Origin of the sequence: Pseudoalteromonas sp. A22, from assembly GCF_018141345.1 — a bacterium.
GTDB classification, from domain to species: Bacteria; Pseudomonadota; Gammaproteobacteria; order Enterobacterales; family Alteromonadaceae; genus Pseudoalteromonas; species Pseudoalteromonas maricaloris.
Map to the genome: position 1 here is coordinate 1,375,995 of NZ_CP047238.1, position 19,838 is coordinate 1,395,832.

17 protein-coding genes are annotated in these 19,838 nt (G+C 40.7%); 13 read left to right on the plus strand and 4 right to left on the minus strand.

What is annotated here, in order from left to right; all coding sequences use genetic code 11:
• Nucleotide 1: 1 nt before the first annotated feature.
• The 11 genes from fliS to GSF04_RS11030 all read left to right on the plus strand — a co-directional run bounded on the left by fliS (nucleotide 2) and on the right by GSF04_RS11030 (nucleotide 12,546).
• Nucleotides 2–430 (plus strand): flagellar export chaperone FliS, encoded by a 429-nt coding sequence (gene fliS, locus GSF04_RS10980; RefSeq protein WP_039492563.1) that lies wholly within the window; start codon nucleotides 2–4, stop codon nucleotides 428–430.
• The gene (locus GSF04_RS10985) at nucleotides 423–719 is read left to right on the plus strand and encodes a hypothetical protein (RefSeq protein ID WP_130126599.1); all 297 of its coding nucleotides are present in this window, start codon (nucleotides 423–425) and stop codon (nucleotides 717–719) included. The genes fliS and GSF04_RS10985 overlap by 8 nt, the downstream gene beginning before the upstream one ends.
• A 4-nt stretch (nucleotides 720–723) precedes the next feature.
• Nucleotides 724–2,802 carry a 6-hydroxymethylpterin diphosphokinase MptE-like protein gene (locus GSF04_RS10990; RefSeq protein ID WP_045989525.1) on the plus strand — a complete coding sequence of 693 codons (2,079 nt, stop codon included), beginning with the start codon at nucleotides 724–726 and terminating at the stop codon, nucleotides 2,800–2,802.
• Between the two features lie 347 nt (nucleotides 2,803–3,149).
• Nucleotides 3,150–4,457 carry an aminotransferase class III-fold pyridoxal phosphate-dependent enzyme gene (locus GSF04_RS10995; RefSeq protein ID WP_211859537.1) on the plus strand — a complete coding sequence of 436 codons (1,308 nt, stop codon included), beginning with the start codon at nucleotides 3,150–3,152 and terminating at the stop codon, nucleotides 4,455–4,457.
• A gap of 52 nt (nucleotides 4,458–4,509) precedes the next feature.
• Nucleotides 4,510–5,013, plus strand: a complete 504-nt coding sequence (locus tag GSF04_RS11000) for a GNAT family N-acetyltransferase (RefSeq protein ID WP_211859538.1) — start codon at nucleotides 4,510–4,512, stop codon at nucleotides 5,011–5,013.
• Nucleotides 5,014–5,061: 48 nt separating this feature from the next.
• Nucleotides 5,062–5,826 (plus strand): glycosyltransferase family protein, encoded by a 765-nt coding sequence (locus GSF04_RS11005; RefSeq protein ID WP_082083462.1) that lies wholly within the window; start codon nucleotides 5,062–5,064, stop codon nucleotides 5,824–5,826.
• Nucleotides 5,827–5,828: 2 nt separating this feature from the next.
• Nucleotides 5,829–6,869, plus strand: coding sequence for a pseudaminic acid synthase (gene pseI / locus GSF04_RS11010; RefSeq protein ID WP_211859539.1), 1,041 nt, complete (start codon nucleotides 5,829–5,831; stop codon nucleotides 6,867–6,869).
• The gene (locus GSF04_RS11015; RefSeq protein ID WP_211859540.1) at nucleotides 6,869–7,114 is read left to right on the plus strand and encodes a phosphopantetheine-binding protein; all 246 of its coding nucleotides are present in this window, start codon (nucleotides 6,869–6,871) and stop codon (nucleotides 7,112–7,114) included. The genes pseI and GSF04_RS11015 overlap by 1 nt, the downstream gene beginning before the upstream one ends.
• Nucleotides 7,114–8,685, plus strand: coding sequence for a UDP-2,4-diacetamido-2,4,6-trideoxy-beta-L-altropyranose hydrolase (gene pseG, locus GSF04_RS11020; RefSeq protein ID WP_211859541.1), 1,572 nt, complete (start codon nucleotides 7,114–7,116; stop codon nucleotides 8,683–8,685). Before GSF04_RS11015 ends, pseG begins: the two co-directional genes overlap by 1 nt.
• Complete coding sequence (locus GSF04_RS11025) at nucleotides 8,678–10,189, plus strand: class I adenylate-forming enzyme family protein (RefSeq protein ID WP_211859542.1); 1,512 nt, start codon at nucleotides 8,678–8,680, stop codon at nucleotides 10,187–10,189. The genes pseG and GSF04_RS11025 overlap by 8 nt, the downstream gene beginning before the upstream one ends.
• A gap of 32 nt (nucleotides 10,190–10,221) precedes the next feature.
• The gene (locus GSF04_RS11030; protein WP_211859543.1) at nucleotides 10,222–12,546 is read left to right on the plus strand and encodes a glycosyltransferase; all 2,325 of its coding nucleotides are present in this window, start codon (nucleotides 10,222–10,224) and stop codon (nucleotides 12,544–12,546) included.
• Between the two features lie 309 nt (nucleotides 12,547–12,855).
• Here the strand turns inward: GSF04_RS11030 and GSF04_RS11035 are convergent, their stop codons facing one another.
• From GSF04_RS11035 to pseB, 4 genes are read right to left on the minus strand one after another with little or no spacing between them, the layout of a single operon-like run.
• Nucleotides 12,856–14,004: a Gfo/Idh/MocA family oxidoreductase gene (locus tag GSF04_RS11035; protein WP_223193695.1), complete on the minus strand. Its 1,149-nt coding sequence runs from the start codon at nucleotides 14,002–14,004 to the stop codon at nucleotides 12,856–12,858.
• Between the two features lie 15 nt (nucleotides 14,005–14,019).
• Entirely contained in the window at nucleotides 14,020–14,901 is an 882-nt protein-coding gene (locus tag GSF04_RS11040) for an aldo/keto reductase (RefSeq protein ID WP_211859544.1), read from the minus strand.
• Nucleotides 14,898–16,040 carry a UDP-4-amino-4,6-dideoxy-N-acetyl-beta-L-altrosamine transaminase gene (gene pseC / locus GSF04_RS11045; RefSeq protein WP_211859545.1) on the minus strand — a complete coding sequence of 381 codons (1,143 nt, stop codon included), beginning with the start codon at nucleotides 16,038–16,040 and terminating at the stop codon, nucleotides 14,898–14,900. Before pseC ends, GSF04_RS11040 begins: the two co-directional genes overlap by 4 nt.
• Nucleotides 16,037–17,038: a UDP-N-acetylglucosamine 4,6-dehydratase (inverting) gene (pseB, locus tag GSF04_RS11050; RefSeq protein ID WP_039492537.1), complete on the minus strand. Its 1,002-nt coding sequence runs from the start codon at nucleotides 17,036–17,038 to the stop codon at nucleotides 16,037–16,039. The genes pseC and pseB overlap by 4 nt, the downstream gene beginning before the upstream one ends.
• Before the next feature lie 223 nt (nucleotides 17,039–17,261).
• On the opposite strand from pseB, the gene GSF04_RS11055 reads away from it, so the two are divergent.
• Nucleotides 17,262–18,047, plus strand: a complete 786-nt coding sequence (locus tag GSF04_RS11055) for a flagellin (protein ID WP_039492535.1) — start codon at nucleotides 17,262–17,264, stop codon at nucleotides 18,045–18,047.
• A gap of 147 nt (nucleotides 18,048–18,194) precedes the next feature.
• Nucleotides 18,195–19,634, plus strand: coding sequence for a sigma-54 dependent transcriptional regulator (locus GSF04_RS11060; protein ID WP_039492533.1), 1,440 nt, complete (start codon nucleotides 18,195–18,197; stop codon nucleotides 19,632–19,634).
• Nucleotides 19,635–19,838 lie beyond the last annotated feature (204 nt).

Consider the following 19,838-nt stretch of genomic DNA (forward strand, 5'->3'; position numbering starts at 1 on the left):
CATGTATAATGCAAAAGTTAAGAATTACCAGAGAGAAGCGCTTAAAACTCGAGTGGCAGGTGCGGATCGTTATGAAATTATCCAGATGTTGATGGCAGGCGCTATTGAAAAAATGGTACTGGCAAAGGTAGCTATTGATAAAAGAAACCTTGAAGCCAAATCCGAACATATTTCAAGAGCATCAGCAATTATTGAAGCGTTACGTGAATGCTTGGACTTTGATGTTGGTGGTGAAGTAACAGAAAACTTATATGCCCTGTATAGTTATATGATGGATAGGCTACTGGATGCATCAGTACAAAATGATTCAGCCATCGTAGATGAAGTGTCTAACCTGTTGAAAGAAATTAAATCAGCTTGGGATGCGATCCCTGTAGATGTCCGCATTAAAACACTGAATAATGCTTCTCAAGACGCTAGTCATGGATAGCCAGCATAGAGACGAACTCGGGGAATTGTTGTGTTTGATTTTCGAACACCTTCAAAGAGGTGAGATGGAACTCGCTGAAACAGAAACAAAGAAATTTTGTTTATATATTCAAAAGCGTTCAGACTTGATAGAAGATGTTGAAGAAAAAAGGGTCTACTTAGAAGAGTCAATCGCAATGTTGAATGAAGTGATTGAACGTATGAATCAAGAAAAAAGAAGTACCCGAGAGCAGTTGCTGAAGATTCAGCGAAAACAATCCTCAATCAAGAAATATAACGAGTTCAAATAATATCATGGATCCAATTAAGTCCCAGTTAGAAACTCTTGAAGTAAAATTAAAGGCCGTGGAAGAACAGGCGCTGAGAGAAGAGTTGTTTATAGAAGCTGCCAATTTAAAATTTGAAAGAAACCTTAAAGCCTTCAAATCACACTTTCCAGAAATTTACGAAAAATACTTAACCTACGAGCCAAACTCGCTGTTTAATTTATTTGTTAACCCTAACGGCAGCGCCAATATTATTGATTATAAAACTGGTGTACCGATGTATAGCGAAGACCCAGTTTCACAAATACAAAAGCAGACACAGAAAAATATCGAAAATCCAATTCTTGGACGTTTAGACCACTCCGGTGTTGCATTTGTTGAAAATGGTGACATCGAGTTTCTTCATGTTGAATTGATGCGAAACTTAGGGGAAATCTTTGTTGAGACGAAATCGAACTTAGCGCCATTTAAGAAGTTAGGTAGTGCAGTTCCAAACAAGATGATTTTCGGTATTGGGCTTGGCTATCACCTTGAAGACGTTATCGATGCTTGTAAAGCTGGTTACGTAAATATTTTTGAACCGAATGAAGACTACTTTTTTGCTAGTTTGTTTGTTTCCGATTGGGTTTCTATACTTGAAAAAATTGAGGCTCAAGGTGCTTACCTTTATCTAGGTGTAGGGGTCACAGAACATGAAATTTACGAAAAGGTTTATTCACGCTCAAGAGAAATAAGTGTAGCCAGTGTCTGCCACTCTTGGTTTTATCAGCATTACCCATCAGTTGAAGTAAATAAATGGATCGCGGAATTTAAAAAGAATTACCACCAGTTTTTCGCGGGATTTGGCTTCTTCGATGATGCAATGATCGGGATAGCTAACTCATTGGGGAATGTTAAAAACAACTGCAACTTCATGTTTTCTGCCAATGAACAGCAAGATAAAGCGCTATTGCATGATATACCAGCCGTAGTGGTTGCAAACGGTCCTTCATTAGACGCCAATATTGAACCGCTAAAACGGATCCAAGATAAAGTCATTATATTCGCGTGTAACTCAGCGACTACAGCATTAATAAAGCATGGGATTATTCCCGATTTTCACGTTGCACTGGAACGAACTAAATCAACTTATTATTTCCTCAAGCAGCATATACCGGAATCGATGCGCAAAGACTTAAATTTGCTTGTTACTAATGTGATGCATCCTGATGTGGCTGGTCTATTTGGATGGGCGGGAATGGCGCTTAAACCTGGTGAGTCAGGTACACAAATGTTGCAACTATCTCACTACAGGAATGAAAATAAAGTGCTTCGAAGCCTTTCATTTTCAAATCCTCTAGTGGGCAATACTGCGCTGAGTTATGCATGTCATCTTGGATTTAAAGACATCTATCTGTTTGGTGTGGATAATGGCTACATAGACCCTGAACATCATCATAGTAAGGCAAGCTTTTATTACAGTGAAGAAGGTGAGACTGTCATTGAACCAACCAAAATAGGGGGGCAAGTCAGGATCCCTGGAAACTTTTGTGAAACGGTACTTTCTGATGAGTTTATGTATGTTGGCAACTGTCAAATGGAAAGGATTCTAGAATCATTTCTTAAAGAAAATGTAAACTGTTACAACTGTAGTAATGGTGCAAAGATTAAGCACTCTATACCACTGGAGAGTAAAGACATTTTGTTGCCTGAAAGGGGAGTTGATAAACACCAAGTTGTGGAGCATATCAAAACTAACCTTTTTGCAGCTAAAGCTGACATTGCATCTATGGAAAAGCTACTTTGCGAAGAAGAGTTTGAGCAGCTGTGCGGCACAATGGTGGAGCTTTTGGAAGAAGAGTTTGATTGTCGGGAATCTGCGCAAGAAGTTTTACTGAAAAGTCTCAGGTATTTGTACTCATTTAGAAATTCTGCAGATCATTTAGGCTTGTATCAGTTACTAGAAGGTGAAGCTCTTTATACGTCATCAATATTAATTTCAATTCTTCATAACTTTGGTGATGATTACGAAGTGGTTCCGTATTTTAGAAAAGCGTTAAAGGCTTGGGTTGATTTTCTTAAGCAATGTCCTGAATACTACCGCCAAAGAAATAGACTTTGTCAGTAAAAGTCGATATGTAAAAGGGTGACAAGATTTTGTCGCGGCTCCGAAGTTAATGAGTAGACACTTCGGAGCCAGTTTAAACCAGAAATAATAAACGTTTTGCATGGCTTGTTACTCTCTACGTTTCCCCCCATTTTCTTTTAAAATTAGCTGTTTATTTAAAATTCCCTTACACTTTACTGAAATCTGATTCTTGAGTGAAAAATGTCAGTAAAACTACCCTTGATTTCCCTGAAGGAGTTGTTTACTGAAGATTAAAAGTGACTCAAGCCAAATTTAAAGGTTAGTTACCATCTAATTGGTACTAACTTTGCTTCATCAGTGAAGTTGAAAATGTTAGTTGAGAAATCATGACGAATAAAAATACTGAAATGCAAGCAAAAGCGAAGCAACTGATCCCTGGTCTTTCACAATTATTGTCAAAGCGACCCGACATGTTTAATCAAAGTGTGTGGCCAAGTTACTTCAGCAAAGCGAAAGGTTGTTATGTTTGGGACCTCAATGAGCAACGATATCTTGATATGTCGATATCAGGCATAGGGGCAAACATTCTAGGGTATGCTGAGCCTGCCGTCGATCAGGCTGTAATTGAAACAATCAATAATGGGGTTAGTTCTAGTTTAAACTGTCCGGAAGAAGTCATGTTGGCAGAGAAATTAGTAGAGCTGCATCCATGGTCAGATCAAGTCCGATTCGCAAGGTGCGGTGGAGAGGCAATGACAATTGCAGTAAGAATTGCTCGCGCCGCGACGGGAAAAGATAAAATTGCATTTTGTGGTTACCATGGCTGGCATGACTGGTACTTGGCGGCAAATGTGTCCTCGAAAGAAAACCTAGATGAGCATTTAATTGCGGGTTTATCTCCAGCGGGGGTTCCAAAAGCGTTGGCTGGCACTGCAATACCATTTTCATATAATGACATTGACTCTCTAAAAGAGGTTGTTGAGCAACATGGCCCTGAGCTGGGCGCTATTGTTATGGAGCCAATGCGTAATATTGCACCTAATTCAGAGTATTGGAGTTTCGTTGGAAAAATAGCCAAAACACTGGGTATCCCATTAATAATTGATGAAATATCGATGGGTTTCAGAATTAATTGTGGAGGATCGCATTTACTGCTTGGTATAGAACCTGATATTGCCGTGTTTTCTAAAGCATTAGCGAATGGTTATGCGATGGCCGCAATAATCGGAAAAGAGAAGTGGATGGATGCTGCACAATCAAGTTTCATTTCCAGTACGATGTGGACGGAGCGAGTGGGTCCGACCGCAGCACTAGCAACTATACGTTATTATGAAGCAAATAACGTGCATGATCATCTTCAAAAAATTGGTGCACTGGTTAAAGCCGGTTGGCAGTCTCTTGCTGAAAAACATGGTTTGAGCATTCATATTTCTGGTATTGATGCCCTGTGTCATTTTTCTTTCGAGCATGATAACCCACTGCAGTTGAAGGCGTATTTTATAGAGCAGATGATAAACCAAGGAGTGTTAGCTACAAATATGTTCTATGCAATGTATGCACATAAAGAAGAACACGTAGATGAATATCTATCTGCAGTAGACAATGCATTTAAAGCAGTAAAAGTCGCTCTGCATGATCCTGAAGTGCTGAAGGAGGTTACTCCGACAACTGCTGGTTTTAAAAGGTTAAATTAATATTAACAACTTTTTGAAGACTGATATTTGATATTAGACGGGAAAGCACAAAATGATGATTGTTTCCGAGCGTTTCAAAATGAGAGGGTTAACTCCGTCCGACGCAACCGCTGATTATCTTTCATGGTTAAATAGTGACGTCAGTCAGTTTATTTTAAACCGACAACAAACGACCGACGATTTAGTGACATATATCAATACACAAAATAATACGCCAGATACTTATTTGTATGGAATTTTTACAAAGGAAGCTGAGCAGCATATTGGCAACGTGAAGTTTATTCTTTCAGAATATTCTGGTGGGACCTCGGCTGAAATGGGGATCTTGATTGGCGATAAAAATTGGCATGGCAAGGGAGTTGCGAAAGAGGCAATTTTTGCTTTTATCACAATAGCAAAAGACAAATACAACCTTAAGAGAGTGTTTTTGGGCGTTGATAAGTCTAATATCCCAGCTGTGAAAGCGTACATTAAAATGGGTTTCAAGACTTTGGAACCTGATCAGCTCGATGATGAAAGTCTCTCTGGGGTTAAAATGGAATTGTTATTAAATTAGTTATTGGTTTGGCCGATAACAAAGCATTGAAGTATTTTAGTTATTAGTATGAATCAAAGTGACTCTATTTATGAAAGCTTAAAAAATAAGGACTTTCATATAATTATTCAGGCGCGGATGACATCAACTCGCTTGCCGAAAAAAGTGATGTTGCCTTTGTGTGGACGTCCAGTGCTTCAGGTTATGATTGAGCGCTTATCCCCTTTCAAAGACAAAATTATTGTAGCAACAACCAATGATGGCTCCCAAACCCCAATTACCGAACTGTGTAAGTCTTTGGGGGTAAGGTTTGTTGAGGGGGATACTCACGATGTGCTCAGCAGGTATTACTTAGCAGCAGAGTTAGTAAACGCGAAACCAGATACAGTACTTGTTCGCTGTACTAGTGATTGCCCTTTGATTGATGCCTATGAAACCGCTAAGGTCGTTTCTCATTTCTTTAATATCCGCAACAATTTTGATTATGTATGCGCGGGTCCTCATTGTGGATTTCCAAATGGCCTTGACACCGAGGTATTTACATTCGCAGCGCTAGCACAAGCACATGCCAGTGCTAGCCAAGATTTTGAGAGAGAGCACCTGACACAGTATATAGTGAAAAATTTGAAGGTCGCTGATTATAGTTATCATGAGGATTTATCTGGTTGGCGTTTGACTTTAGACGAACCAGATGACTATCTAGCAATACAGAAAGTTTTTCAGCTCTTCGATAATAAGACTGAATTTAGTTTTCCTGAACTGAAGAGAAAATTAAAAGCACACCCAGAAGTACTCGACATAAATAAACATGTTGAGCAAGTAAAAGTTGGATAAATATGTTTAAACAAGAGCTTAAAATAGATGGGCGTCTAGTCGGACATCAACACCCAAATTATATTATTGCTGAGATGTCAGCAAACCATGGACAAAGCTTAAGTCGAGCCAAAGAGTTGGTTTATGCGGCAAAGGAAGCGGGTGCCGATGCAATTAAATTACAAACATATAGTGCCGACACGCTTACAATGAAGTGTGACTTACCACATTTTTTTATTAAAGATGGGCCGTGGAAGGGGCAGTATTTATACGATCTTTATCAACATGCGTACATGCCTTGGGAGTTTCATGCTGAACTTTTTGAATTAGCTAAAAAAATAGGGATTACTTGCTTTTCTTCACCATTCGATAAATCAGCTGTTGATTTATTAGAACAACTTGATGCGCCGGCATATAAAATTGCGTCTCCAGAGCTGATTGATCATCAACTTATTCGTGATGTTGCCGCAACCGGCAAGCCTGTGATTATGTCTACTGGCGGTGCGACGCTGCCTGAAATTGCAGACGCAGTAAAAGTAGCAAAAGATGCCGGTGTCACTGAATTATGCCTGTTAAAGTGTACCAGTACTTATCCGGCACCTGCTGATAGTATTAATCTAAGAACAATACCGCATATGCGAGAAGCTTTTTCGGTTCCTGTTGGTTTGTCAGATCATACACTAGGGAACGATGTGCCTTTAGCGTCGGTTGCTGTGGGTGGATGTGTTATCGAAAAGCACTTTGTAATGGATAAAAATGATCAAACTGCAGATAGCTTTTTCTCAATGACACCAGAAGAATTACAAAACCTTGTACATGGAGTAAGACAGATCGAGAAAGCAATGGGGCAAGTACATTACCCAGATACTCCTTGTCAAAAGCGCCGTTGTGTTTACCTTATTAAGGACGTTAAATCGGGTGAAACGCTGTCTGATATGCATTTGCGACAAATGCGCCCAGGTGGAGGCGAAATTCAACCAAAGCACTTGCCATCGCTTATCGGGCGACGAGTAAATAAGTCTTTACCTGCAGGTACTCAGCTTAAATGGGAGGATTTTTGTTAATGCCTAGCGAAACTCAGCTACTTGAATTTTTTCAGACCTTTCTATTAGCTCGTGGTGTAGCCGTTAAGAGTGAACAGCTACAAGGTTTTAATTTTATGGAGTCCGGGTTATTAGACTCATTTGAAATGTTATCAATGGTAATGCAGATCGAAACCGATTTTGGGGTTCGCCTAACACCTGAGCAAATGTTGAGACCAGACTCAGCGACAGTGGGTGGCCTCATTGATGTAATCTTGAGGTCTTGATGTTTGTTTTTCGTGTTAACAGCACTCAAGGAATTGGCCACCTAAAACGATGCTTGAATTTGGCTAAGGAGCTTAGTGTTCTGGGTTGTGGTAGTCATTTCATTTTAGATGAAAATGACTGTCTGAGTGACTATATCAGTGGTATTAACTACAGCGTCACCCTAATTACTCATGGGACGAGTGAATATGATGATGCCCAACAAACTTTATCTATCGCTTACCAAGTAGGTGCTGAAGCTATCGTTGTTGACTCTTATCTATTAGGTAGAGAGTGGGAAAGCCAAATTCAAGATCAATTTAAACTTGTTGTAATAGATGATTTGGGTCGTGAACATTTAGCCAATACATTAATAGATATTAGATGGCGAGGAGATCAAACCGAAGCTTATTATCATCATTTGATATCTCATGACTGTGAAACGCTTTTGGGACCTAAATATGCTTTACTTGAAAGTGTATATCACGACAGTTCGCGCGCAGATATAGAACGTTCTCATCTGCTATTTTCTCTCGGTGGTGGCGGGGATTGGGAGTTATTGACTCCTATAATTGAATTAGTGTGTCAGCTTAGGCCATGTCAGCCGATAGAAGTTGTCCTAGGACCATCTGCAACAAATTATGACTCGATAATATCGTTGCAGCATATTTATCCACAAGTTGAGATAAACAGAAGTCCAGAGAGTTTGTACCCAAGCTTTATTAGAGCACAGTTATTTGTTGGTGCGTTGGGTACTTCGTTGTATGAACTTGCTGCAACAAAAACACCTGCACTAACATTTAGTATGGCTAAAAATCAAGAGCATAATCAGAGCTGGTTGGATGATTTAGGGCACTGTTTACATCTGCCTGAGTTTTTATCTAGTGATCCGTTGGAAGTCGTTGAATTGATTAATATATTACTTGATAATTCAGACAAGCTAGCTGAGTACAGAAACCACAGTAAAGTTTGCGTCGATGGCCGGGGAGCTGCTAGAGTTTCAAGTCATTTATTATCACAACAGGCACAGTCTGAAGCGGAAATACAGTCACTTTGTAAACGTGAATATCTACCTATAGCAGCAGATTTAACCGTTAGGATGGTAGACTTTTTTGATATTAATCGCTATTTACACGCCCGCAATAGTCAACATAATAACGTCAGAATGACTATCACGGAAGCTATCCCGACACTTGGTCACTACAAGTGGTGGCATCAAAATCAACGTGAAAACTTTGTCGTTGAGTTAGATGGTAATCCTCTCATCTATATTTGGCACCAATCACTAGAGCAAAACGGGCAAACATACTTATATGGCGGCTGGTTTTCAGCCCTTGAGCAGGTTAATTTTGCGTATGTCCAGTTGGCATTAAACTGGCAGCTAAAACTCTGTGAGGAAGAATATCCTGATGGTATTTGGCTTGCAGTAATCCATAAAGACAATAAATTTGTTAATTTGCTGAATCAGCATAATGGTTTCAAAGCTATTGAGGTCGATAGTCCTCATTTTCAGGTTACACAATCAATTTTCCCATCAGCTGATCCTAAAAAGTTTAATTATGTAATGTTAACGAGAGAGAACGAGCATGGTTAATATATACCACCTTTTTCATCGAAATGTGGAAAAGTCGCCAGATAAGGTAGCAGTAGTATTTTCCGGAACGGAAGTTACCTACCGCTCGTTATTTAATTACGTCCTAATTTTAAGTCGTTTTTTTAAGGAGCAGGGTCTAACACCGGGGCAGCGAATTGCATTGTTTGCACCCAATGGCATTGAATACCCTGTTGTATTGCTAGCTGCTGCGAAATTGGGTTTAGCTGTGGTACCGTTACCAATAACCCTAAAGGGAGCTGCGTTAGAAATAGCGCTGAAGAAGACTCCTGTAAGTATGGCCATTTGTTGGCCCACTGTTAGTCGTACTTTACTGGAAAGTGCGGTTGTGAGAGAAGATGAGGTAATAACTATAGGTGAAAGCGTTCTCGGTGAACGTTGTTGGGAAGATATTTTCACCGATGTAGAACATGACGAAGAATACTCGGATGCAGCGCCTGAGTTGGACTTTATTTTGACTATGACGTCAGGCTCAACAGGTTCACCAAAACCAATCGTGTTAAGTCAAAAGTGTAAGATTGAACGCGCGTTTTCAGCAACGATAAATTACTATCAATTAACGTCAGATGATGTCATTTTGGTCGCAACACCGCTTTATCATTCCCTTGCCCAACGGGGGGTATTAATGCCGTTAATGCTCGGCGCTACAACTGTGATTTTACCTAAGTTTCAGTTACAAAGCTGGCTAGGTGCTATCGAACAGTATCAAGTCAGTTTCCTGTTTGCGGTGTCTTCACAGCTAGAGGGGTTAGTTGCCCAAGGTGTCGAAAACAAAGACATTTCCTCCGTCCGAATACTTGTGTCTTCATCAGCTGTTTTAAATACAGTGACGAAAGGGAAGTTATTAAAGTTACTTAGCTGCGAGTTTCATGAATGCTATGGTGCATCTGAAGTGGGGGTAGTAACGGACTTTTGTATCGATGATGAAGGTGGAAATCAGGGCAGTGTAGGTAAACCTCTCCCATTTGTTGATGTAAAGATCTGTGACGGCCACAGAAAGCCTGTTGAAATCGGAGTTGTCGGAGAAATTGCCTGTAAAACTACAACTCAATTTTCAGGTTATTTGAAACAGTTAGAGGCAACAAAAGCTGCATATGATGATACAGGTTATTTTTACACAGGCGATTTGGGCTACCTGAATAAGGAAGGTTTTCTATTTTATGTGGGTCGCAAAAAAGAGGTAATATCAAGTGGTGGCATCAATATTTACCCACAAGATATTGAAGAGGTAATAAAACGTCACCCCTTAGTTACTGATTGCGTTGCTTTTGGCGTTGCCGATCCTACTTTAGGAGAAGTCATTAAAGTAGTCTACGAGCAGGCGAAAGCACAACAAGAAGAAAGCCTTGAGCAAGCGTTACGTAAATTATGCTTCGCTGAATTGACCGATTATCAACAGCCTCGGATTATTGAAAAGTGTGACAATTTAGCCCGAAATGCGATGGGAAAAGTACTCCGGCAGCAAGTCAAAGAGACATACAGCTAGTCAGGTAGATAAGCACTTTAGAGAGTAATAGCATGAAGATTTCACTAATAGTACCAACTTACAACAGCGCTGAGTATATTCAAGCTTGTCTTGCAAGTTTGGTGACTCAATTAGAAGATTTCGCTGAGATCATCGTAATTGATGATTGCTCAACGGATGGTACTTTTGCGTTGTTATCAGCTTTTGCAGAGCGCAATCAAGCTGTGCATGTGCTCCAGACTGAGACTAATAGTGGTCCGGGAGCTGCGCGTAATTTGGGTATAGAGCATGCTAAAGGGGAGTGGATTTTATTTGTTGACAGTGATGATGCATTGACTGATCTAGCGTTAAAGCAGTTGATACAATTTGTTGATCCCGAAACCGTTAATTGTGATGTGGTGGCTTTTGACTGGCGATATAAAAAAGATAACGTTAACAATGAGACATTTCATTTTGAAGGTCGGTTTGATAAACCTGAATTTACAAATGAAAAAGCTTTGTTGTTAGAAAAATACGTAAAATTTAGAATGGATCATTCGGCAATTTACTTGATGATCAAGCGTCAATTATTGATAGAGCATCAGGTGTCCTTTGCTGGTGGCTTCCATGAAGATATTGACTTTACCTTTTTAGTGTACTGGCATGCAAGGGAAGTAAAATTACTGGATGAAGTTATCTATTTAAAAACCCCACGACCTGGTTCAATAGTGAATTCGGTTAGCACGTCTCACATCAAAGGGTTTTATCGCTCTTATGCAGTGATCCACACACTCCTCAAATCAGTTTCAAAGAACCAAAGCCTGCATACTGCTTTCTTAACCGGTGTAATTGGGTTGGTTGCTACTTGCATCCGGAAAATATTCTTAAAAGCGCCAAGTAAGGAGCTTCGAGAGCCTCTCTATGAATATACGTTTAAACAACTTAACGATTTTTCTGTGTCTATTGATAGCCTACCATTGGACAAAACCTATTACAGTTTGTTAGTAAAACACTTTCTTAATACCATGATGACGCATGAAACCGCAGCGCAGCGCCGAAGTGAAGTAATAGATGAATTCCTAGAAGAAAACGAAGGGAAAAAGTGGAGCTGTATAGACTTACATCACTCCGCGTTTCTTGCACCAAAAGAAATTCGTACTTGCTGTAAGCGTTTCTTTGTTGACAACGAAATGCGTGGCGACGTAACTATTGTTAATAGTGAGCAGCTAGCGCAATCCGAAAATCTAGTAAAAACGATAATGGATGCAAAGAAAAAGCTATTTGCAGATATCAATATGGGTGAGCCGACAGGTTGCGATGGTTGCCCTTACCTAGAGTTTAAACAGTGGGGGGCGATTGAATCTAGTAAAATTACAAAGGTATCGTATGAGCATCACTCAGTATGTAACTTGAAATGTAGCTACTGTAGCGATACTTACTACGGTGGAGAAAAGCCAGCTTACGACGTACTGGCTTTGCAAAAAGCATTATTAGATGAGCAACGACTGAGTGAAAAAGCGCTTTGCATTTGGGGCGGGGGAGAGCCTACCTCTGATAAGCATTTTTCTAAATTACTTTTGCAGACAACGGAGCGATTACCGCTATCAAGCAACCGGGTTATAACTAATGCGGTAGTGTTTAATAAAGCGATCTATGAGCTACTGCTCGCTAAGAAAGTTAGCATATTTACGAGTATAGATGCGGGGACTGAAGAAACGTTTGTCAAGATCCGGGGCAAAAACAGCTTACATAAGGTGATGGAAAACCTTGTAAAGTACTCCAGTGCTAATGCCGAAGCCGTTACGGTTAAATACATATTCACGGATGGAAATAAGTTTCAAGCGGAAATTCGTGCGTTTGCCGAGCTAATTGATCGATATCAGCTGAAAGCTTGTAATTTTCAGATAAGTTTTGATTTTAAAGAAGAGCGTATTAGCAGCGATGATTTGGTGCTTATTGTGCGTTTATATAAATCATTAAAGCAGCTTGGCGCACACGTGGTTTATTTAGACGACTTGATACTCATGCGTATCGGAGAGTTAAGCGCTGATGAAGAGGCGTTGTTAGCGGATAAATTGGAGCTGGCTGGGCTGAATGATATCGTCGCGTTAGCGGACTCCAAAGTGCCTGTTGTTCTTTGGGGGGCAGGAGAAACAGCACGTCTGTTATTGGAGCATAGCAACTACTTCAAAAGAGTCGAGTTAGCTTATTTTGTTGATCCAGACCCCAATAAAATTGGAACCACGTTTATGGGTAAACCGGTTTATGCACCAGATATGCTGACAAAAACCCAGACACCGGTGTTTATCGCAGCGGTTCAGTACTATGCTCCGATATATAGAGAATTTAAGCAACTAGGCTTGCCTGACAGCCGTTTGATTAACAAGCTTATTATCTAATCAGAACAGTGGACAAACTGGAAGGCCGATTGCACGTTTACGGCTGGCTTTGAGGCTACACGATGTAAAAGCACTATTATGTTCAGCACAAGGTGAGCTACAAAAGATAGGTTGAACAACACCTTATGCAAGGGGGAGATATCCCGAAAGTGATTTTTATTTTAGTGGTATGAAGAGCTAAACCGAAGGTAAAAGTCGTTAGCAAAGCTTGGCTCATTCAGAACTCAAGAGCGAAGTGTTTGATGCAATTGGCTGAAAATTTATTCCCTAAAATTGATTAGGGAATAAATAAGGTCTATTGAAACGATGTTAATTCGCTATTTTTTCCCAAGTACCAGAGTGTACAGATTCTTTGGCGGCTTTAAATAGGCACAGACCTGCTTTAGCTTGCTCTAGGCCAAATACGTAGTCATTGCTTTTCTTTTCACCTTCCAGATATAAGCATAGCTCGTGGTGTATATCTGCGTATAGGTTAGCGAATGCTTCGACAAACCCGGTAGGGTGGCCTGGCTTCATACGGTTATACCGAAATTGACCTGCGTACTCACATTGCCCAGCGCGGTCCAAAATTTCTCTGCGGCCATCATTATAGTTGAGTTCAAGTTCATCTGGGTTGAGTTGATACCAAAACGCACTCCCTTTTTCACCATAAATGCGCACTTTTAAGCCATTCCTATGTCCTATTGCTGTCTTAGACATCCACATACTACCTTTAATATTACATGGATATTTTAATAGCATATGTACATCATCTACTAAATTTGGGTACTGCGAGTGATTCGCAAATTCTGCTATGGTTTCGTTCGGTTCAATGTCGAGCAAGTAAGTGGACAAGTGATGTAAATGAACGCCTAAATCCAAACAAATTGTTGGAACTTCGCTGTCGTGTAAGCGCCAAGCCTGAGGGCTAGAAGCTTTCCCCGCAATATCTGGAGGTCTACGAAAACCCTCTTGAGGCATCTCTAAATGAACTTTCTGTATGGTTCCCAGCTTATCGTGCTTAATCAGATGCTTTAGCTCTCTGATCATGGCATAACCTGAATAGTTATAGGTAACTGCTAAGAAGTGCTTACTGGCGTTATAAGTCTTCTCGAGAGTTGCTATTTCAAGTGGGCCGCAAACTAATGATTTTTCGCAAATTACGGGTATATCTTGCTCCAACAAAGTTGTGAGAACTTCGATATGGTGGGGGGTAGGTGTCAGTACAACAAAGGCATCTACGTTACTTTTCTCTTTTTTTATAAGCTCTTTCCAGCAACGATAAGTGCGTTGCTCTGATATACCCCAGCGATTTGAGGTTGCAATGTTTTGTTCCGTATCTCGTGAAAAAGCACCAGCAACAACGGTGAATTTGTTGTCGAGTTGAGTGGCTGCAAAGTGTACATAACCGACAGCTGAATTATTGCCACCACCAATGAACGCAAGCTTTAGTGGGGACTGGTTTGTCTTCATTTGCATTTTAATTCCTATTCGTTATGGCCACAGTGCGGGGTTGGTTAACGCTAAATCATCCACACTCAAATCTGGCAAGTCACTTGAAGCTATGTGAATCGCATTCTCAAAAGCTGATAGTATGTCAGTAAGCTCTCGAGCCTTATTTACTCCAACAACACAGTGATCTATCGCTTTTTGCTGTAATACATAAGCGAGGCTAATAACTAACTTGGAGGTATTGAAGGTCTCTGCGAGTTTTGAAATCTGTTCAAGGTTGCTTATCCAAGGCTTGAAGTAAGGCGGTACTTTGTCAGATTCCATCAAAAGCAACCCCTGTAGAAATATACTTCGAGCATGAACTTCAATTCCCCGTTGTCGGAATTGAGCTAACCATCCTGTCTGTTCAAAGTATCTGTCCAATATATTGTATGGTAGTTGAACTAGATCAAGCTGATAAAGTGATAAGAGCTGTTTACAGTCAGCATTGGCATACATCGATACACCTAGCTTTGAAATTTTTTTTTCACTTTGGAGGGCTGTTAGTCTTTGCCAGATTGCTTCTACTCCGGGCTTTAGGAGATCTGCACTTTGGTGAAATAACACGCCGTATAAAGAGTCGGCGCCGAGTTCCTCAAAAGCACTTTCAATATATTGCAGGTAATGGTCTACATCCGACTTTTCGAAGTAAGCTTTGTTGAGCGGAGGAAGTTTCGTGATCAGATTGAAATCACGTTTGGCTACATGATGATCGTTTAGGACGTTATGACTATTGCCGTAACCGATAGCAGTATCAATCAAGTTGATATTATTTTTTTCAGCAATCTCTAGAATTTGAGCCACTTCTGCTGTGCCCGGTCTGCCATCAAAATTACTCACTCCATAATCTAAACCAAATTGAACGGTACCTAGTGCTAACTTCATAATAGCTCCGACAATATGGACGAGATGTAAGTAATATCTTGTGTTGTCAAATTAGGGTGTAGAGGCAAAGTAATGGCTCGTTTATAGTACGCTTCCGCATTGGGAAAATCACCTTTTTTAAATCCGAGAGATTGGTAAAACGGCTGTAAATGAATCGGGATATAATGGACGTGTGCAAACACTCCCTTATCGCGTAAATGTGTGACCACGTATTTTTGGTCCAAGCCTTCAGGTAGCAGCACGATATAAAGGTGATAGGAGGAGCGACGATTAGATAGCCGAGTTAAATGGCAAAACTGCTTAGGCAAATTATCACTGTAAATCTCAGCCAACTGGTTTCGCCGAGTAACAAAATCTTCTAGGCGCGACATTTGACTTAGACCGAGAGCTGCTTGTATATCTGTCAGTCGATAATTAAAGCCTAAAGATTGCTGTTCATAATACCAAGGACCGTGACTTTGCTGGAGTAATTCTTTTGGATCAGAGGTAATACCGTGGCTTCTAAATGACTTGGCTCTGTGTGCTAATTGTCCATGCTTAGTTGTAAGCATGCCTCCTTCAGCACTTGTGACAATCTTTACTGGGTGAAAGCTAAATACGCAGATATCACTGTATTTACAGTTTCCTACAGGTTCCCCTTTGTAATTCGCACCGATAGCGTGGGAGGCATCCTCTATTACTTTAAATCCATATTTTTTCGACAGTTCAGCAATTTCATACATATCGCAAGGCTGACCTGCAAGGTGCACTGGAATGATAGCTTTGGGTAGTTTATTTTCAGATTTTGATTGCTCAAGTTTTTTTGTCAAAGCTTGAATCGACATATTACCCGTTTGGGTGTCTATATCAACAAAGTCGATGCTTGCACCGCAATATAGGGCACAGTTACTACTTGCTACGAATGAGACTGGTGATGTCCAAACGATATCATCTGGACCGATTTCTAATGCTAAGCACGCTATGTGCAAAGCTGAAGTAGCACTATTACATGCGATAGCATGTTCAACATTGCAGTGTTGCGCAACTTTTAACTCAAAATCTTGAACTTTAGGGCCTTGGGTTAGCCAGTCTGACTTTAGAACTTCAATGACAGCATCTATATCATCTTGATTAATATCTTGTCTGCCATATGGGATCATTTAATTGCCTCAATGTTAAATGCCAATATTTCTTCAACAGACATATAATCAGGGTTATCGAGAGAGTTAAATTCGAAGTTAGTACTAACAGGGTGGCCTTTTTCGCCAATTGCGTTGATCGTAAAGTCGTTACTTCGACTACTGAACTTTATACCTGGAGCGATAACGAAATGATCGTCATATTCAAAAGTATCAAAGCATAAGTCTGCAGGACACATTACTTCGTGAAGTTTTTCGCCTGGACGTATACCAATAATTTTCTGCGGTAAGTTGGGGGCCATCGCGGTCGCCAAATCCGTAATCTTTATGGAAGGTATCTTTGGAACGAAGATTTCACCACCTAGCATCCGCTCAAAATTCTTCAGTACAAAGTCAACCCCTTGCTGCAGGCTTATCCAAAAACGGGTCATTTCAGGGTGTGTGATAGGAATGTGATCTTTACCTTCATCAATGAACTTTTGAAAGACAGGAACTACAGAGCCTCTGGAGCAGACAACATTGCCATAACGGACAACGGAAAAAAGAGTTTTATGTCCACCTGCAATATTGTTCGCAGCGACGAAAAGTTTATCTGATGCGAGCTTCGTAGCACCGTATAAATTAATTGGATTTGCTGCTTTATCTGTAGAAAGTGCGATAACCTTTTCTACATCATTATCTAAAGCGGCTTCAATCACATTTTCAGCCCCATTAATATTGGTTTTAATACACTCCATAGGATTATATTCAGCAGCAGGAACTTGTTTCAATGCAGCGGCATGAATGACGTAGTTGACGCCTTGCATTGCTCTTCGTAACCTATCTTTATCTCGTACATCTCCGATAAAGTATCGCATGCAGCGTTGATTAAACTCTTGTTGCATCTCAAACTGTTTTAACTCATCTCGAGAAAAGATAATGATTTTTTTAGGCTTGTATCTCTCGAGCAAAGTTTTTACATATTTTTTGCCAAAAGAGCCTGTGCCGCCGGTTATTAAAATGGTTTTATTATCAAACATAGGGTGTCCACCTACAGGTGCAATCAAAACTTTACAGTATCGAGTATCGAAACTGCTCTAGATATCTCACCGATACAATAAATTAGCTACTACTCAATACTTTATATCACTTCTATGTGTTTTGCAGTATTTATGCCAGTCATTGCAGGAAATTTAACGGCTATGGTGACTTTTTGCTCACAATAGCGTAGATTTAACCTAATGATAGTGAATGGGGGTATATATGAAAATCCAATCACAAAGTACTGCTTTTTTTAATCGTACGGAGCAGACTGCTAATAAACTCAATCAACAGCTGGCTTCTGGTAAGAAGGTTAATTCTGCTGCAGACGACGCTGCGGCTTTGCAGATCATTAATCGTTTGACGTCTCAACAGGACGGCTACAGTCAATCTATTCGTAACGCATATGATGGTATCTCGTATTCGCAAACTGCTGACTCGGCATTATCTGGTGTGAATGATGCGGTTTCCCGAATTAGAGAATTATCGATTCAAGCCGGTAATGGGGCGCTGACAGATAGTGACCGTCAAGCATTGCAAGAGGAAGTATCGCAGTTGCAAACGCAAATCAGCGAAACGTTTGAAAACACTACATTTGGTGGCGCACAAATTTTTGACGGTGAGTCTCGTAGTTTTCAGGTAGGTCCCGACGCTAATACCACTCAGTCGCTACAGCAGACTGATGGCGGTTTTGCCAGTGCAATATTGAGTGTGGACATTTCGACGCAGGCGGGCGCACAAGCTGCCATTGATGCGGCAGATACAGTCTCTGAGGATTTAAACAGCCAACGCGCGGAGCTTGGCGCATTTGAAAATGCGGTATCTAGTACAATTCGCTCTGCAAGTAACCAACGTGAGAACATTGCGGCGAGCCAAAGTCGAATTCAAGACACCGATTACGCGCAAGCGGTGAGCGATCAAGTTGCCAACGATATTTTATCGCAAGCTTCTATTGCTTTGCGTGGTCAAGCTAATCAGTCTGCATCATCGGTACTAGGTTTATTATAAATTAATACCAAAGTATTGATATAGAACAGCTCTAGTGGCGATTTTTTGGCGTTAATGTCAAAAAGTTGCCACTTAGGTATTGCATCCCCCTTAATCTCTCTTACAATCTAACTATTAAAGAATTTTAAGTAGATTGGTTCTCAAGCAATGGTCTTGATCTTAGATAACAACAACAAAAGAGCGATCGGATTAGGTGCGGCACTTAGTTTTGTCGGTCAAGCAAATGAAGTGCTGGCCGAAGAGCGTTATGAGCCCAAGATCCTTGATAACAACCAAGAACCAATTTTTGTGCTAGGCGCTTTGCAAAGCTTAACACACGAAGCGTTGATAAAATCTCATCCCGCCGTCCCGTTTTTATTAATAGGTGAAACGCTCAGGCCGCTACTTGCATTACCGAATGTAATAGGGCTTATCACCGAACCCTTTGGGCAAGAAGTCACGATGCAATTGCTACATGACTGTCAGCAATATTTACGTATGCTTCCAAATAAAGAGAACAAGCTACTAAATAAGAGCTTTGATGGTTTAGTTGGGGAAACCGAAGCGGTTAAAAACGTTCGTTTCTTGATTTCTCAAGTGGCCAAAACCGACGCCAATGTCCTTATTTTGGGGGAATCAGGAACCGGTAAGGAAGTGGTTGCTCGTAACGTACACTTATTGTCTAAACGTGCGCAGGGACCATTTGTGCCAGTTAACTGTGGTGCTATCCCTGGTGAGCTGTTAGAAAGCGAGCTTTTTGGTCATGAAAAAGGCGCGTTTACTGGCGCGATTTCAGCCAGAAAAGGGCGCTTTGAACTGGCGCAAGGCGGTACGCTTTTTCTCGATGAAATCGGTGATATGCCACTGCAAATGCAGGTGAAATTGTTACGAGTTTTGCAAGAACGTACCTATGAACGAGTCGGGGGCACAAAGCCGATTCAGGCGGATGTTCGTGTGATTGCCGCGACGCACCGTAATCTTGAAACCATGATTGAAGATGGCAAGTTTCGCGAAGACTTATTTTATAGACTCAATGTATTCCCTATTGAAAACCCCTCTCTAAACGAGCGTGCGGAAGATATTGCGCTACTGCTAAAAGAACTAACACGTAGAGTAAATGAACAAACGGGCAATTCGGTTAAGTTTACGGATAGAGCCGTAGACAGCTTAAAGTCGCACGCTTGGCCTGGGAATATTCGAGAGCTTGCAAACCTTGTGGAACGAATGGTGATTATGTTCCCAGACAAGGTTGTCGATGTGACGGATTTACCACAAAAATACCGCTATATAGAAGTCGAAGCATTTGAGCCTGAATATCCAGAAGAACTACTAGAAAAAGATGCCTTCAATGAGCTATTTAGCGATGGCTTTAGTGACGACGAAGAGGACATGGTCGCGGAAGATTTTGCGCCGCAAGCATCGAATGTTGGCTTACTGCCGGACGAGGGGATAGAGTTAAAAGAATATTTAGCAGAGCTTGAAATTGATTTGATCACTCAAGCTTTAGAGCGCTACGACTATGTGGTTGCTCGCGCAGCTGAAATCTTGGGCGTTCGCCGAACAACATTAGTTGAGAAGATGAAAAAGTATAATCTCAATCGTGATTGATAGTTCATCAATTACTACCTAACCTGAACTCGGGATAAGAAGTAAGTTAATCCACTAAAATCACTAAATTCAAAAGCGAAGTATCACTCTAGCCAGAAGTTATTTCTTAATACAAGGCAAATTTGTGCGTCAATAGCTGGCCTATTGCAAGCAAATTTAACGCAGTAGTAAGGGATAACAGCTGCTAGAGAACAAGTTGTTATT

Bases quoted from the DNA above. Each gene is read 5' to 3' on its own strand.
- fliS (WP_039492563.1), top strand. From the start codon at position 2: ATGTATAATGCAAAAGTTAAGAATTACCAGAGAGAAGCGCTTAAAACT.
- GSF04_RS10985 (WP_130126599.1), top strand. From the start codon at position 423: ATGGATAGCCAGCATAGAGACGAACTCGGGGAATTGTTGTGTTTGATT.
- GSF04_RS10990 (WP_045989525.1), top strand. From the start codon at position 724: ATGGATCCAATTAAGTCCCAGTTAGAAACTCTTGAAGTAAAATTAAAG.
- GSF04_RS10995 (WP_211859537.1), top strand. From the start codon at position 3,150: ATGACGAATAAAAATACTGAAATGCAAGCAAAAGCGAAGCAACTGATC.
- GSF04_RS11000 (WP_211859538.1), top strand. From the start codon at position 4,510: ATGATGATTGTTTCCGAGCGTTTCAAAATGAGAGGGTTAACTCCGTCC.
- GSF04_RS11005 (WP_082083462.1), top strand. From the start codon at position 5,062: ATGAATCAAAGTGACTCTATTTATGAAAGCTTAAAAAATAAGGACTTT.
- pseI (WP_211859539.1), top strand. From the start codon at position 5,829: ATGTTTAAACAAGAGCTTAAAATAGATGGGCGTCTAGTCGGACATCAA.
- GSF04_RS11015 (WP_211859540.1), top strand. From the start codon at position 6,869: ATGCCTAGCGAAACTCAGCTACTTGAATTTTTTCAGACCTTTCTATTA.
- pseG (WP_211859541.1), top strand. From the start codon at position 7,114: ATGTTTGTTTTTCGTGTTAACAGCACTCAAGGAATTGGCCACCTAAAA.
- GSF04_RS11025 (WP_211859542.1), top strand. From the start codon at position 8,678: ATGGTTAATATATACCACCTTTTTCATCGAAATGTGGAAAAGTCGCCA.
- GSF04_RS11030 (WP_211859543.1), top strand. From the start codon at position 10,222: ATGAAGATTTCACTAATAGTACCAACTTACAACAGCGCTGAGTATATT.
- GSF04_RS11035 (WP_223193695.1), bottom strand. From the start codon at position 14,004: ATGCAAATGAAGACAAACCAGTCCCCACTAAAGCTTGCGTTCATTGGT.
- GSF04_RS11040 (WP_211859544.1), bottom strand. From the start codon at position 14,901: ATGAAGTTAGCACTAGGTACCGTTCAATTTGGTTTAGATTATGGAGTG.
- pseC (WP_211859545.1), bottom strand. From the start codon at position 16,040: ATGATCCCATATGGCAGACAAGATATTAATCAAGATGATATAGATGCT.
- pseB (WP_039492537.1), bottom strand. From the start codon at position 17,038: ATGTTTGATAATAAAACCATTTTAATAACCGGCGGCACAGGCTCTTTT.
- GSF04_RS11055 (WP_039492535.1), top strand. From the start codon at position 17,262: ATGAAAATCCAATCACAAAGTACTGCTTTTTTTAATCGTACGGAGCAG.
- GSF04_RS11060 (WP_039492533.1), top strand. From the start codon at position 18,195: ATGGTCTTGATCTTAGATAACAACAACAAAAGAGCGATCGGATTAGGT.